The organism is Gluconobacter sp. Dm-44, assembly GCF_018256175.1.
Taxonomy (GTDB): domain Bacteria; phylum Pseudomonadota; class Alphaproteobacteria; order Acetobacterales; family Acetobacteraceae; genus Gluconobacter; species Gluconobacter cadivus.
The window spans coordinates 73,523-87,773 of record NZ_JAERLZ010000010.1 but is presented as its reverse complement, the minus strand read 5'-3'; the positions used below and the strand labels follow the sequence as shown (position 1 = coordinate 87,773).

Sequence of the window (14,251 nt, the reverse complement as noted above, 5' to 3'; positions counted from 1 at the left end):
TTACGAAAGGTTTGACCTCAGATCAAGCCCCTTTCGGGCATTTGCGACAAATTTCTCAATCAGTTCAGCAGATTTATAGCCCGGTGAGGCTTCAACCCCCGAAGAAACGTCCACTGCCGGGGCCTGACTTTCTCGAATTGCGTTTCGGACATTCTGGAGGGTCAGACCGCCTGCAAGCATCCAGAATGAGGGAGAGGTCCAGTTTTGCGTCAGGGACCAGTCAAAGGTTCGACCAAGCCCTCCCGGACGGCTGTCCTGTGCCTGTTTCGGGGCTTCGATAACATATCCTGACATTTGCGGATCTGTCGGCAGATCCGCGCGTGAGGCGATGCCGCAGGCGCGCCAGACAGGACGTCCAAAGCGGGACTGGATTTCGAGCGCACGGTCAGCAGTATCGTAAATCTGCAGGATATCCAGCGGAACTGCCTTCAGAACCTGTTCTATCGATCTGTCATCTGCTCTGACAAAGAGGCCGACCCGAAGGGGGCCGTTTTCCTGCGCGGATGGTGCGCTATCGTGCAGCCGTGATGCCTGATCGGCCGTCACAACTCTGGGAGAGGTTTCGCAGAACACGAACCCGACCCAGTCCACTTTCAGGCGGGCACAGAGCGCCATCGTCTGAACGTCCCGAATGCCGCAGATCTTGACCCCCGTCATACGCTGGCGAGGTCTTCCATGATGGCTCTGGCAGCCAGAATAGGATCGGCGGCTTTCGTGATGGGTCTGCCGACAACGATCCAGTCCGCTCCTGCCTCGGCAGCCTGAACAGGGGTCATGATCCGTTTCTGATCGTCAGCCGCACTCCCCGCAGGACGAATACCGGGAACGACCAGAATGGGATCGTCACCCAGAGCATCTCGCAGAGGGGCTATTTCATGTGCAGAGCAGATCAGACCATCTGCGCCGGCCTGAACAGCCAGTTTTCCGAGCCTGAGCACCTGTTCCTGAGGCGTTGCATTCACACCGGTCTCAAGCAGACCTTCCGCATTCATGCTGGTCAGGACAGTAACCGCCAGCAGTTTCGGGCGCTGTGTCTGTTCGGGAAAAGCCGCTTCAAGAGCCTCTCTGGAGCGCGAAATCATTTCCGTGCCACCACTGGCATGAATGGTCGTCAGGGTCGGCTTCAGCGGGGCAAGGGCGGCAAGACCCGATGCGACCGTATGGGGAATATCGTGCAGTTTCAGATCCAGAAACAATCGATGCCCCTCGGACACCGTTTTCACGGCATCCAATCCGCAGGCATAAGTAAATTCAAGCCCGAGTTTGATGGCGTCGACGTCATTTCTCAGACTGTCTGCCCAATGCTGGGCCTGAGTACGCGAAGCGGTATCAAGAGCTACGATCAGTCGTGTGCGGCGCGACATGCTGGAAGTCAGACCTTTGTTTCTGGAGAAGCAACGGAAGAGGAGAGGGGAGATGTCGGGTTCTGCAGACGGTCGAGACGCTGATGAAGGTCCACAAGCTGGCTCTCCAGCGTGCGGACATGCTGTTCGGCCCGACGCGCACGCGAACGCTGTTGCATGTCACCGATCAGGCCGATCAGAAACCCGAACAGGAGCGCAATCACACCGACACCCAGAACAAGTGTGCCAATCGAAAGATGCCAGCCGAAGGAGACCAGCCAGATGGGTTCCAGATCCGTATTGCTCAGGGCAAAAACGATCAGGACCGCAAGAAGAATAACAAGAATGAGCAATCTGAGCATGAACATGGTCCTATCGTGCTGTCTGCAGCGCAACAAGGCGTGCGGGCAGGAAGAATGTTTCCCTGTCAGCAGTCATGATGTTCGTACGAGGACACATCATGCGCCCGTGCTGACCGTTTGCAGGAGGGCGATATCGTTGCCAGCATATCTCAAAAGATCCATGGCTACACGGGGGAGGGAATAAAGCCCCCCACTTTTCCCTGAAAACTGAGGAGCTTTTCCAGAAACAGGTCTGTTGGACAAAAGATGCATTGAAATCGCCCCGCTGGTCAAAACTGCGACATCGTGACAGAGTGCATGGCACCACATTTCATTGCATTTCAGTGCAATACGGAATGAAAAAGGTCATGACCGCATGAGGATGCTAGCCAATGGATCAGACATACACCGATACCGTGACAGGCAGTTCGGCCAGCCTTGATGTATCGGATTCCCTGCCTTCCTCCTCATCCCTGATTGTAGGGTCGCAGTATCTCCGTGCCTTGAACATTGACGTCCAGAATACTCCGGATGTCTATCGCGACCTTCCCTCGCAGCCTCATATTGGCATGACGGTGGATGTCACAGGGCGTCAGCTTGGAGATCAGCCGACATTCGAAGTCAATCTGGTCATCCGGGCACAGGGCTTCGAGAGCGCACCGACACAGGATGCGCCCACACCCCGGGTGCTATACGAAATCAGTCTCGCTTATGCGGGTCTATTCGGTCTGACGGGACGCATTCCGCAGGAGGCAGTAGAGCCTCTGCTTCTGGTCGAAGCACCGCGTTTTCTGTTCCCACCCGCACGAAGTGCTTTGCTGAATACAATCCGCGAGGCTGGATTTCCGTCCCCAAACATCCAGCCCATCGATTTTCATGCGCTCTGGCAGAGCCGACGCGCTCAGCAGCGGTAAAGACGGAATAACGGCTCGGCCGTTCAGCAAAAGGCTCCAGAGGGTTCAGCGTCAATGAAAGATCATATCCTTGAATCCCCGGCTTTTGCTGGAGACCGACCGCCTCTCTGGGCGGCATTTGACGCCGAATGGTATCGGACGCGTTACGGGCAGCGGCTTCGGCAGGACGCCAAAGACGGAGCCGAGGCTTCCGAACTCGATCTGAGCGACGACGGGCTGGAGCGTCACTGGAAACAGCATGGCGCCAGAGCCGGGTTTTCTCCCAATCGGTTCTTCGATGAAGAATGGTATCTTCGCCAGAACCCTGACGTCAGGGAAGGGATCCGGCTTGGAATTTTTGACAGTGGCTTTCTGCATTATTGCGAAAGTGGCTTTCGGAGCCGCTCTCCGCACTGGCTGTTTTCCGAAGAGAACTATTTCAGCTGCAATCCCGACCTGAGCCCGCATGTTCTCAAGTCCCAGGGTTTCTGTAATGGTTACGATCATTATCTTGCGATAGGCGATCAGGAACACCGCAAATCCCACGCGTTTTTTGATCCCGAAGTTTTCCGTGCTGCCAGCATGACCGAACGGCAGCATTATGATTTCGGCATGGGAGACTTCTTCCAGTTCATCAGATTTTCATCTGCCGGACGTCGACGCAGTTCGTGGTATTTCGATCCGCAATGGTATCTGGACCGTTATCCTGACGTGATCGAAGATCTGAAGAACAACCGTTACCAGAGCCCGCTTCATCATTATCTGACCAATGGAAACCCGACAGCCTACGACCCCAATCCATGGTTCAGTGAAGCTTTTTATGCCGAGCAGTATCCTGATGTCCGCGAAGTCGTGGCTCAGGGAAGCTTCCGCAATGGTTATGAACACTTTATCCGGTTTGGGATTTCAGAAAAACGTCAGCCTCAGGCAGATGTCGATCTCGCAGGCTTTCTAAGGCAGAGCGGAATACAGCGCCTGCTGCGCCAGCCTCATATCCCCGACGTTTTTGCTCTGTGGGTTCAGTCTCAGGGCAGCCCTACGCAGAACGAAGCTCTGGAGGCCTCGGAAGAGCAATACCAGTTGCTTGATCTTCAGCGAGCGCAGACTCTCATTCCTTCTCTGGTTCGTGCACCGCTGGATTTTCAACCGCTCACAGCGCCGGACATGACGGTTATCCTGCCTGTTTCAAACCAGTTTCAGGAAACGCTCTCCACCCTTGCGGCACTCCACGCAAATAATGATCGCAACCTTCAGGTTATTCTGGTCGATGCGGGCTCCACCGATGAGACTGCCCAGATCGAAAGGTTCGTCCGCGGGGTACACATCGTCCGTCCTCCTTATCGCACGACCCATGCCGAACAGATGGGGCTCGGGCTTGAACTTGCACGGGCGGAGATCATCCTGCTGCTTTCCGCCGGTGTCCAACCGTTCCCCGGTGCTCTGAAGATCGGGCTTGAAGCCTTCGCAGATCCACAGGTCTGGGCCGTAGGCGGCCAGTCTCTGGGGCTGGACAGTAAAGTTCGAGAAGCCGGTAGCGTCGTCTGGAGGAATGCGAGTTTTACGCCTTTCGGGTTCGGAATGCGGGCCAACGAACCCGAAATTGCTTTCCGACGTTGGGTGGACGCTTTTACCGGGGGGCTTCTGTTCTGTCGCCGCTCCCCGCTGCGGGAGCATAATCGCCTCACCCTGGGGTGCATTGGCCTCGAAGCTGAGTTGCTGGCGATCTGCCTCTCCCTGCGTCAGGCGGGCGGGAAAATCCTTTACGATCCGGATGTGATCGATAGATCACCCTCCGAACCTGCAATCGCGGCGGATCTGCGAGCGCGCAATGAATCCTGGCTGAAACGCCGTTTTGCAGGGCTGCTCTCCAGACAGCCATTGCCCGGAACCAGCCTCATGCGGGCACGCTCCACGTTTGGGACGTCAGCGATACTGTTCCTGTGTCAGCGACTGCCTCATCCTGTGCTTGGAACGACCTGTCTGCGTCATCGGGACATGATTGTCGGACTGAGCCAGCTTGGATATCGGGTCACGGTCTTCCCGCTGGAGGGCACGCTGCACGATTGCGTGGCAACAGCTCTGGATTTTCCGCCTGATATTGAGCTGATGGATGACTGTGATCTGTCCGAGCTTCCGGGCTTTCTGCAGGACCGCGCGGACTGTTTCGATGGCGTCTGGATTGGCGGATTACAGACACTCCAGCAGGCCGGTGCGATCCTGCAACAGCATTCCGGCTTTTTGCCGAAGCTCGGAATAGTCGCGGATATTCATGCAAGCCCGGCCAGAGAAACCCATCTGCGCAGGCGTGTCGGTGCTGTTAATGACCGGGAGCTGTTTCTGGACGATCTGGAACTTGATACCGATCAGGTCTGGCTGGCCCAAGCTGTCGCTGTCGGAAACGAGGACGAAAAAGCGGATCTGGAAGCGCTCGGCCTGACCAATGTGCGCGTCATCGGGCATCCTCCAATTCCGTCAACGCCTTCTCCATCCTTTGAAAAACGTTCAGGCATCCTTCTGGCTCTTCCGGTCCATACCAGCGGCGATGCCATACATGATGGTTTGCATTTCTTCATTCATGATGTCCTTTCAAAACTGGACCGTGACCTTCCACCTGATGCAACCGTTCTTCTGGCAGGCTACCGCTCGGAGCAGATCGACCTTTCGGCCTTCACAAGATACCGCCGACTGGAAGCCTTTCCGGAAGACGTCGATCTGGATACGCTCTACAGATCCCGTCGTATTCTCGTAGAACCTGCACGTGTCCTGGCCGTCGCTCCACGCGAAGTTCTGGATGCCGCAGCAGCCGGATTGCCCGCAGTGCTCTCGGAAACCGTCTGTCACACATTAGGCTGGGAGGATGGCCAAAACTGTCTGTCGGGCGGCTTCTGTGACCCGGAGAGGTTCGCCAAAGCTGTCATACGCCTGTATACCGACGTCGATCTGTGGAACGCGATAAGCCGACAGGCGCAGGCCAGAATGGACGAAGACGCCACTCATTCGAGTTTTTACAAAGACCTGAAGGATGTTCTTTCCGTCTCGGCGGGGATTACCCCCCTCACACCGTCGACCGTGACTTTGCGTCCACAGAAAAATCCCGAAACCCAGATCGCTTTTGCTCCGGCTCCGATCCGGCTGCAACCGCGTCGACTGACGACGGATGACGCCTAAACGAACGACGCTCCCGCCTGACTTTGTGGATCTTAACCAGCCTGAATTATGGACAATACAATGACTGCCTATTCCGAGAAACTTGATGCCGTTCTCCAGAATGTCGACACCCATCTGGAGGCGTCGGTATCACGTCTTTTCGAGATCCTGCGTATTCCGAGCATTTCAACCCAGCCCACACATGCCGCCGATTGCCGCAAAGCGGCCAACTGGATGCAGAATGAACTCGAAAAGCTGGGCATGACGGCGGATGTTCGCGACGTTCACTGGGCAGCCCCCGGTCATCCGATGGTTGTCGGCCATGATCAGGGCTCAGTCGAAGACGACAATCGCCCGCATGTTCTGTTCTATGGACACTATGATGTTCAGCCGACAGATCCGGAATCGCTCTGGACGGCACCTCCCTTTGAGCCTCGCCTGATCGAAGAACCGTCAGGCCGCAAGGTGATCGTTGCCCGTGGCGCCAGCGACGACAAGGGACAGGTCATGACCTTCCTTGAAGCGTGCCGGGCATGGAAGCAGGTTACGGGATCACTGCCAGTCCGGGTCAGCGTTCTGCTGGAAGGCGAAGAGGAGTGTGGCGGTGCCAACCTGCTCCCGTTCCTCAAGGAAAACGCCACAGAACTGAAAGCGGATGTCGCACTCGTCTGTGATACGTCCATGGCTGACCGCACGACACCGGGCATCACGACATCCCTGCGCGGCATGATGGCGGATGAAGTGGTCATCCAGTGCGCCAGCCATGACCTTCATTCCGGCCTGTACGGCAATGCTGCGGCCAACCCGATTGCCGTTCTGTGTCAGGCTCTGGCCACATTGCGGAATGCGGATGGCAGCGTGACGCTTGCAGGGTTCTATGACGGCATTCAGGATCCGGCTCCCGCAACACGCGCGCAGTGGAGCAAGCTCTTTCCAGACGACAGTTCTCTGCTTGATGAAGCAGGTCTGTCGGTTGCTGCTGGCGAGAAGAACTACAGTGCGATCGAGCAGACATGGTGCCGTCCGAGCTGCGAGATCAACGGAATTTCGGGGGGCTATGAAGGCGAAGGCTTCAAAACCGTCTTGCCCGCCAAAGCCATGGCAAAAGTCTCGTTCCGTCTGGTTCCGGGACAGAACCCGGACCGCATCCGCGAGGCTTTTCGCACGCATATCCGTGCAGCCCTGCCAGCAGACGCCCGCGTGACCTTTACGGCGCACGGCGGATCTCCGGGCTTTGAAGTTTCCCGTGACAGCCGGTTTCTGGCTCCAGCCCTTCAGGCCCTGAGCGATGAGTGGGGCGTTCCGGCCGCCATGGTTGGATCGGGTGGCTCCATTCCCGTGGCCGGAGAAGTCCGGGATGCCCTGGGGCTGGATGCGCTCATGATCGGCTTTGCCCAGAACGACGACCGGATCCATTCTCCGAACGAACAATACGGGCTGGACTCCTTCCACAAGGGAATTCGCTCCTGGGTTCGGGTGCTCGCCGCGCTCGCTGAAGCAGGCTGATGATGCCGCCCTCCAGACCATTGGCACTGACGCTGGGAGATCCTGCGGGTATCGGCCCGCAGCTTGCGGCGGAAGCATGGCGCAGGCTGCGGCATTCGGAGGAGGGGACGTTCTTCTGGCTGGGCGATCCGCGTCTGGTCGAGGCCGCAGTGCCCATCACTCTGATCAAAACACCGGAAGAAGCCAGCGCGGTCTTCGCCGACAGCCTGCCTATCCTGCCAGTTCTCTGTGAAGCCGACGTGATTCCGGGACAGCCTGACCCGCGTAATGCCGCAGCCACGATCAGCAGCATCCGTCTGGCCGTTGAATACGCACTTGCAGACCGGGCTGGCGGCGTCGTCACCAACCCGATTGCCAAACATGTTCTGGCGGCGGCAGGTTTTCGGTATCCGGGGCATACGGAGTTTCTGGCAGCACTCTGTGGAATGACAGGGGAGGAGATCATGATGCTCGTCTCACCCCAACTCAGGGTTGTGCCGGTAACGGTGCATGTTTCGCTGCGAAAGGCTCTGGAAACGCTGACGACCGACCGCATCGTAAGCGTTGCGGAAACGGCAAATGCGGCTCTGAAACGTGATTTCGGGATTGAATCGCCCCGTCTGGCAATTGCAGGGCTCAACCCTCATGCCGGTGAACAGGGATTGATGGGCGAGGAGGAAATCACGATCATCCGCCCTGCGATCGAGCGCCTGCGCGCACGAGGGATCGATTGTCAGGGGCCGTTCCCCCCGGATACGATGTTCAGCGCCACGGCCCGGCCAAATTATGATGCTGCCATCTGCATGTACCACGATCAAGCCCTCATCCCACTCAAAACGCTCGATATGGCTGAGGGCGTGAACGTCACGCTGGGGCTGCCCATTATCCGCACATCGCCCGATCACGGCACGGCCTTCGATATTGCAGGCCCTGTGACGGAGACATGCCGCGCCGACGTCTCAAGTCTTCTAGCCGCCATCGGTCTGGCAGATGGGATGAGCGCTTATCGGGAAGGAAAAAGACCATGATCCGCCTTGGTGTGAACATCGACCACGTCGCCACGTTGCGGAATGCCCGAGGCGGCACGTTTCCCGATCCGGTCGCCGCAGCGGAACTGGCGATTGCCTCAGGAGCGGACGGAATAACGGCGCATCTGCGGGAAGACCGTCGCCATATCCGCGACGCTGACATGCCGCGTCTGAAGGCACTTTCCGCGCCACTGAACTTCGAAATGGCCGCAACGGACGAAATGGTCCGGCTCGCCTGTGATCTTCGTCCGCATGCCTGCTGTCTGGTCCCGGAAAAACGGCAGGAAGTCACAACCGAAGGCGGACTTGATGTCGTCGGGCAGCGTGAAGCCCTGAGTTCCAAAATCGATCGCCTGAAAGACGCGGGAATACGGGTCTCCCTGTTCATCGATCCCGATACGCGACAGATCGAGACGGCAGCAGCTTTGGGAGCGCCCGTCGTGGAGCTTCATACGGGCGCCTATGCGCTGGGAGGATCGCATGAGCTGGAACGTCTGCAAAAAGCCGCACATACGGCTTTAACCTGTGGGCTGGAACTTCATGCAGGGCACGGGCTGACCTACGACAACGTCGAAGCCATTGCCGCCCTGAAAGGTCTTGCCGAACTCAATATCGGCCATTTCCTGATCGGACAGGCCATTTTCGACGGCCTGGGACCAGCCGTGCAGAAAATGAAGCGTCTCATAAACTCCTGAACAACAAAGGACCGGGACAAACTCTGTCCTGGCCCTTTTTTAACTCACTTGACCGGCTGAATAACCGGCTGGGTGTCGTCCTTGCTGAACTTCGGAACGTATTTGCCGGACTGATCGGAATAGGTGGCCGTAGCGCTCTGGGGCGGGGTCCGTGGCGGATGGAAAGCCGACACAGGACCGAACGGACCCGCATTCACACGGCGCATCGTCGATTCACGCTGACGGGCACAACCCCGCGTGATGATGGAGCAGATGCCGTCCGTTCCGATATATTCATCGTCATTGCCGGTATAATGAACTTCCGAAACCCGATCATGATCCACGCGGACCAGCATCCGGCAGGTCGTGCCACCGCCACCCAGAGCGGACTGGTAAATGCTGATTGCGGACTGGACGGGAATGAAACCGGAATCAGCCGGCATGGTCGGCAGCGCCATGCTTCCGTCATACTGCCAGAGCTCGGTGGTATCGTTCAGTTTCTTCGTGCTGGCCGGAATACCTGCGCAGGACTGCAGATCGTAGCTGGTCATCCCGATCATTTCGTACTGCGCCTTATGCGCGTTCCGGGAATCAAAATATCCACATCCCGAGAGGGCGGCGGTGGAGGTCAGGGCAACGATCATTCGGAGGAAAACCGGGCGCATCATGTCTCCTTTGCGCGGAAGGGGAAGCAGACTGCGGACCCTGAACGATTCATGGCGAACAGGACACAATCACATGTGAAGTGCCCGGTTTCTACAACAGCATCCCTGACGGGGATAGAGGAGGCGGGTTCCTTTGTACGTGTCGATGGGTTACAGGGCAGTTCCCTTGCAGCACAGGAATGCCACCAATGGCCGATATGACCCTATCCGAGGTGACACGCCTCCAGACCACGCTCCAGCGCCTGCTGGGCTCTCCGAAACTGACCGTCAACAAGCCCAGCCGCAAGGGCATGAGCGTTGAACTGGCCGTGTCGGGAGAAGTTATCGGAACGGTTCACCGCGACGAAGACGAAGGCGAAGTTTCCTACGCCATTCACATCACGGTTCTGGAAGAAGACCTTCCCGCAGCCTGAAGCGTCAGGCTGCGTGCGCCGGAGCAGGCATCTCGAATCGCGTGATCTTCCAGCCCCAGTGCTCGAATTTCATGTGTAGGACGAATGGTGTCTGCCCCGGCTGATCCAGACTGGCCTCGAACTTTCCCGCGCTTACGAAATGGGCATGCACGCCATGCCAAACCCCGAGCCAGCCGGGTGTTGATACACCATGCGGCATGACCTGATGGGCTGTGCTCATCAGCGTCGCAGGCGTCAGATGGGTGTCGATCGCGTTGGACACGACCTGTCCGGCAAAGGAACTCCCAAAACCAGGCAGGTCATCATCGGCGGGAGCTGCCGGTGTGAACTGTTCCTTCAGACAATGGCTCAGCGACGACCAATCCACATGGGGCGCCAGACGTGACGCATTGTTGCCGTGCAGGGCCCGGTCGATGTCCCACAGGGCAAGATAAGGGGATACGGCATAGGCGGCCAGAACGGCACCGGCCGTAACGCCCAGACCCTGCCATGCACGGGGCATGGCTCTGCGAAATCCTTTTCTCATGACATTTCCCTGCCTCGGGTCCCGCTAATGCAACCCCACGGTGACGGACGATTATCACGCTAACGTCTTTCAAGAGCGAAAGTCAGCAATTATCATCGTTCCATGGACATGAATTTTTCCGACCAGGAACTGGAACGGTATTCCCGCCACATCCTGCTGCCTCAGGTGGGCGCGACCGGACAGGCGCGGCTTCGACAGGCTTCCGTGCTCGTCGTCGGCGCAGGTGGTCTCGGAGCGCCTCTGCTCCAGCAGCTTGCGGCTTCGGGCATTGGACATATCGGAATTATGGATCATGACCATCTGGAACTCAGCAACCTTCAGCGGCAGGTTCTTTATGGAACAGACGATCTTGGACTGCTCAAGGTCGAAGCCGCAGCCCGACGCCTGAAAGCGCTCAATCCAATGGTCAAAATCAGTCCCTACGCGGTTCGCGCAACGGAGACGACGCTGGACGATCTTGTACCGCAATACGATCTCGTCTGTGACGGCACCGATAATTTTCCGACCCGGATTGCAGTTTCCGATGCCTGCGTCCGGCACGGACGCTCTCTGGTTTCTGGCGCTGTACAAGGATTTTCGGGGCAACTCGCCGTCTTTCGGCCTCAGAAGGGCGGTCCCTGTTATCGCTGTCTGTTCCCCGAAGCCGAACAGACAGCGGCTCCGGACTGCGGAATGTCGGGTGTGCTGGGCGCCGCCACAGGCATTATGGGAAGTCTGATGGCCGTCGAAGTCATGCGTGAAATCATCGGCCTCGAAGGGCGTGACGAAACGCGGGTGAGCATGTGGGACGCGCTGTCGGGAACGATGACCGGTTTTACGCTCAGACGCGATCCCCGCTGTCCGGCGCATCATGAGGACACCGCCACACCATGAGCCGTCCCCTGTTTCTGACGCTGGCAGATGATTCATGGCAGCGCGCCCATTACGCGATGGTGGTCGCGGCAGGGGCGCTCTCGCTCGGGCGTGACGTCACAATTTTCGCAGGTGGACGCAGCGTTCTGGCCCTGACGCCGGATTGGTCCGGGCTTCAGGGTGTCCTTGCCGATAGCGTGCTTGAAGCACGGGGGATTGCAGGGTTCGGCGAATTGCGGGCGGCGGTACTCGATTTTGGCGCAACCGTCATGGCCTGCGAAACCGGTCTGACGATGGCAGAACTGGCCCCGGAAGACCTTCTGGAAGGCGTGATGGTGAAAGGAATTGTCAGCTTTCTCGAACTGGCGGGAGACAATCCGCTCCTTGCGCTGTAAGTTTTTCCTTAAAGATTACGGGTTCAGGATATCTTTCCCGTTTTGATGACTTGCCCAAACCGTCGGCCCTTGGCAGGGATGCGCTCATGAGAATGTCAGTCTTCCTTCCGCGTTCCGCCACAGGCCCATCCGCTTTTCTGCGTGCGCTTCTGGCCGGCACGATCCTGCTTGCCGCTCACGGCGCGCAGGCGGCCCACCATCATAAGAAGCATGCAGAAAGCGGCGCAAAACCCGCGGACAAACACACTTCTGCGAAAAAACATCACAAGGCCGACGCGGCAAAGCCGACATCTCCGGCGCTGCACCACAAGGCAGCCCATCATGCCGCCCTGAAACATGCGGCTCCCGTCGTCGCCGGGGCGGCTGTGGCAGGAGCCGCGGCTTCAACGGCAGCCGCTGCGGACCAGGCCGCCACCGCCGCCGTTCCTCCCGCGCCCGAAAATGCGGACAAAGGCAGCAATACCGGCCTGCCCCTACCGCGTTACGCCGCGCTGCGGGCCGACAAGGTCTATATGCGTCGCGGGCCCGGAGACCGTTATCCGATCGATTGGGTCTATCATCGGCGCGGGCTTCCGGTGCAGATCGAGCGTGAGTTCGATGTCTGGCGGCTCGTGGAAGACTCCGACGGCCAGAAGGGCTGGGTCCATCAGGCAACGCTGTATGGAAGCCGAACCTTCGTGATTCCGGGCCTTCCTCCCGAAGGTGTGAAAGCCCAGACGGGCGAGGCGAGCGCGCAGGAAGGCGACCATATTGGCAAGGCCGACGCCCGGATCCTTGCCCGCGTCGCAACGCAGGATGAGGCGAGGGCACATAAAAATGATGTGCTTCTCATGAGCCATCCGGAAGAAGATAGCACCGTGGTTGCGGTTCTGGAGCAGGGAACGGTGGGCAACATCAAGCTGTGCCCGCAGAACTCCCAATGGTGCCATGTTAGCGTGAAGGGCTACGACGGCTGGCTGCCACGCCGTCTTTTCTGGGGCCTGCTCCCGGGCGAGACGATTCAACCAAACTGATTTTTTCCGATCGAGGACGCCGTATATGACATCGAGTTCCCATCACCGCCGCACGCGGATCGTCGCCACACTGGGGCCGGCTTCATCGTCCCCCGAGATGATCCTTTCTCTGGCGCAGGCCGGTGTGAATGTCTTCCGGCTCAATTTCTCTCATGGTGCGCATGCAGATCATGGCGAGCGTCATGCCGCCATCCGTGCCGCCGAGGAGAAAGTCGGGCACCCGCTGGCAATCCTTGCCGATCTTCAGGGCCCCAAACTCCGCGTTGGCGTGTTTGAAAACGGACCGGTAATCCTGGAGGAAGGCAAGCCGTTCCGTCTGGATCTGGACCGCACGCCGGGCACGATTTCCCGGGTCTGCCTGCCGCATCCGGAAATCATTTCCGCTGCGAAGCCGGGAAGCCATCTTCTGCTGGATGACGGGAAGCTCAAGCTGCGTGTCGTCACAGTCGGGGAGGGCTTTCTCGAAACGGTTGTGGTGGTCGGCGGCAAACTGTCCGAGCGCAAGGGCGTCAACGTTCCCGACGTGACGCTTCCCATTCCGGCACTCACTGAGAAAGACCGCCGCGACTTCGACTTCGCCCTGTCGCTTGGTGTTGATTTCGTGGCTCTGTCCTTTGTGCAGCGCCCGGAAGACGTCCAGGAAGCGCGCGATATTGCAAACGGCCGCGCAGCGATCGTGACCAAGCTCGAAAAGCCTCAGGCGATGGATAACCTTGAAGCCATCGTACATCTTTCGGATGCGCTCATGGTGGCGCGCGGTGATCTCGGCGTCGAATTGCCCCCCGAGGAAGTCCCGGTTGCCCAGAAGCGCGCAATTACCGAAGCCCGCAGACAGTGCCGTCCGGTGATTGTGGCGACGCAGATGCTCGAGAGCATGATTGAAAGCCCGACCCCGACACGAGCCGAAGTCTCTGACGTCTCCAATGCCGTTTATGACGGTGCGGATGCAGTCATGCTGTCTGCGGAAAGTGCTGCCGGCAAATATCCGCTCGAGGCCGTATCAATGATGGTACGGATCGCCGAGCGGGTCGAGCAGGACCATGAATGGCGGGTCCGCATGGACCGTCTGCGCCCCACGCCGGACGAGAGCGTTCAGTGTGCGATTGTTCAGGCAGCTTGGCAGGTCAGCCGTACGCTGCATGCCGGTGTGATTGCGTCCCATACCCGTGGTGGCGGCGGCGCAATGCGCATGGCACGTGAGCGGCCGCATTGCCCAATCATTGCCCTGACACCGGAACTGGACGTTGCGCGTCGCCTCTGCATCGTGTGGGGGACATTCCCGCATGTCGTGGATCGCGAACAGACGGCTCATGGCATTGAGGATCTGGCTGGCCCTGCCGCAGAACTCGCCCGCAGCATGAACTTCTGCAAGGCCGGAGACCGGGTTCTGGTTCTGGCTGGACTGCCTTACGGCCATTCCGGCAGCACGAATACCCTGCGTGTTGTCACGGCCTGAAGAAACGATCTGCTGCCGGG

The 14,251-nt window shown here is 58.6% G+C and carries 15 protein-coding genes; 10 read left to right on the top strand and 5 right to left on the bottom strand.

Annotated features, from left to right (window positions below; all coding sequences use genetic code 11):
- Genes JK213_RS12080 through JK213_RS12070 form a run of 3 tightly spaced genes read right to left on the bottom strand, consistent with a single transcriptional unit; the run spans position 1 to position 1,705 of the window.
- A complete protein-coding gene (locus JK213_RS12080; RefSeq protein WP_194263078.1) occupies positions 1-657 on the bottom strand; it encodes a phosphoribosylanthranilate isomerase in 657 nt (218 codons plus the stop codon).
- Positions 654-1,364 carry an orotidine-5'-phosphate decarboxylase gene (gene pyrF / locus JK213_RS12075; RefSeq protein WP_194263077.1) on the bottom strand — a complete coding sequence of 237 codons (711 nt, stop codon included), beginning with the start codon at positions 1,362-1,364 and terminating at the stop codon, positions 654-656. The genes JK213_RS12080 and pyrF overlap by 4 nt, the downstream gene beginning before the upstream one ends.
- Before the next feature lie 8 nt (positions 1,365-1,372).
- Positions 1,373-1,705: a lipopolysaccharide assembly protein LapA domain-containing protein gene (locus JK213_RS12070; protein WP_194263076.1), complete on the bottom strand. Its 333-nt coding sequence runs from the start codon at positions 1,703-1,705 to the stop codon at positions 1,373-1,375.
- Positions 1,706-2,076: 371 nt separating this feature from the next.
- Here JK213_RS12070 and JK213_RS12065 point away from each other — a divergent pair, with 371 nt between their 5' ends.
- The 5 genes from JK213_RS12065 to JK213_RS12045 are packed head-to-tail and all read left to right on the top strand — an operon-like array spanning position 2,077 to position 8,932.
- Positions 2,077-2,598 carry a protein-export chaperone SecB gene (locus tag JK213_RS12065; protein ID WP_194263075.1) on the top strand — a complete coding sequence of 174 codons (522 nt, stop codon included), beginning with the start codon at positions 2,077-2,079 and terminating at the stop codon, positions 2,596-2,598.
- Positions 2,599-2,652: 54 nt separating this feature from the next.
- Positions 2,653-5,745 (top strand): glycosyltransferase, encoded by a 3,093-nt coding sequence (locus tag JK213_RS12060; protein WP_194263074.1) that lies wholly within the window; start codon positions 2,653-2,655, stop codon positions 5,743-5,745.
- 60 nt (positions 5,746-5,805) lie between these two features.
- Positions 5,806-7,230, top strand: a complete 1,425-nt coding sequence (locus JK213_RS12055) for a M20/M25/M40 family metallo-hydrolase (RefSeq protein WP_228125598.1) — start codon at positions 5,806-5,808, stop codon at positions 7,228-7,230.
- Positions 7,230-8,237: a 4-hydroxythreonine-4-phosphate dehydrogenase PdxA gene (gene pdxA, locus JK213_RS12050; RefSeq protein ID WP_194263072.1), complete on the top strand. Its 1,008-nt coding sequence runs from the start codon at positions 7,230-7,232 to the stop codon at positions 8,235-8,237. The genes JK213_RS12055 and pdxA overlap by 1 nt, the downstream gene beginning before the upstream one ends.
- Complete coding sequence (locus JK213_RS12045) at positions 8,234-8,932, top strand: pyridoxine 5'-phosphate synthase (protein ID WP_194263071.1); 699 nt, start codon at positions 8,234-8,236, stop codon at positions 8,930-8,932. Before pdxA ends, JK213_RS12045 begins: the two co-directional genes overlap by 4 nt.
- A gap of 44 nt (positions 8,933-8,976) precedes the next feature.
- Here JK213_RS12045 and JK213_RS12040 read toward each other — a convergent pair whose 3' ends face one another.
- Complete coding sequence (locus JK213_RS12040) at positions 8,977-9,576, bottom strand: hypothetical protein (protein ID WP_194263084.1); 600 nt, start codon at positions 9,574-9,576, stop codon at positions 8,977-8,979.
- Positions 9,577-9,764: 188 nt separating this feature from the next.
- On the opposite strand from JK213_RS12040, the gene JK213_RS12035 reads away from it, so the two are divergent.
- Positions 9,765-9,989 (top strand): DUF3126 family protein, encoded by a 225-nt coding sequence (locus JK213_RS12035; RefSeq protein WP_062107861.1) that lies wholly within the window; start codon positions 9,765-9,767, stop codon positions 9,987-9,989.
- Positions 9,990-9,993: 4 nt separating this feature from the next.
- Here the strand turns inward: JK213_RS12035 and JK213_RS12030 are convergent, their stop codons facing one another.
- The gene (locus tag JK213_RS12030) at positions 9,994-10,491 is read right to left on the bottom strand and encodes a DUF2939 domain-containing protein (protein ID WP_228125597.1); all 498 of its coding nucleotides are present in this window, start codon (positions 10,489-10,491) and stop codon (positions 9,994-9,996) included.
- A 126-nt stretch (positions 10,492-10,617) separates the two neighbouring features.
- Between JK213_RS12030 and JK213_RS12025 the strand changes: the two genes are divergently transcribed.
- The 4 genes from JK213_RS12025 (at position 10,618) to pyk (ending at position 14,231) form a co-directional block, all read left to right on the top strand.
- Positions 10,618-11,388: a HesA/MoeB/ThiF family protein gene (locus JK213_RS12025; protein WP_194263069.1), complete on the top strand. Its 771-nt coding sequence runs from the start codon at positions 10,618-10,620 to the stop codon at positions 11,386-11,388.
- Positions 11,385-11,762 carry a DsrE family protein gene (locus tag JK213_RS12020; protein WP_194263068.1) on the top strand — a complete coding sequence of 126 codons (378 nt, stop codon included), beginning with the start codon at positions 11,385-11,387 and terminating at the stop codon, positions 11,760-11,762. Before JK213_RS12025 ends, JK213_RS12020 begins: the two co-directional genes overlap by 4 nt.
- A gap of 86 nt (positions 11,763-11,848) precedes the next feature.
- Complete coding sequence (locus JK213_RS12015; RefSeq protein ID WP_194263067.1) at positions 11,849-12,775, top strand: SH3 domain-containing protein; 927 nt, start codon at positions 11,849-11,851, stop codon at positions 12,773-12,775.
- Between the two features lie 25 nt (positions 12,776-12,800).
- The gene (gene pyk / locus JK213_RS12010) at positions 12,801-14,231 is read left to right on the top strand and encodes a pyruvate kinase (RefSeq protein WP_194263066.1); all 1,431 of its coding nucleotides are present in this window, start codon (positions 12,801-12,803) and stop codon (positions 14,229-14,231) included.
- Positions 14,232-14,251 lie beyond the last annotated feature (20 nt).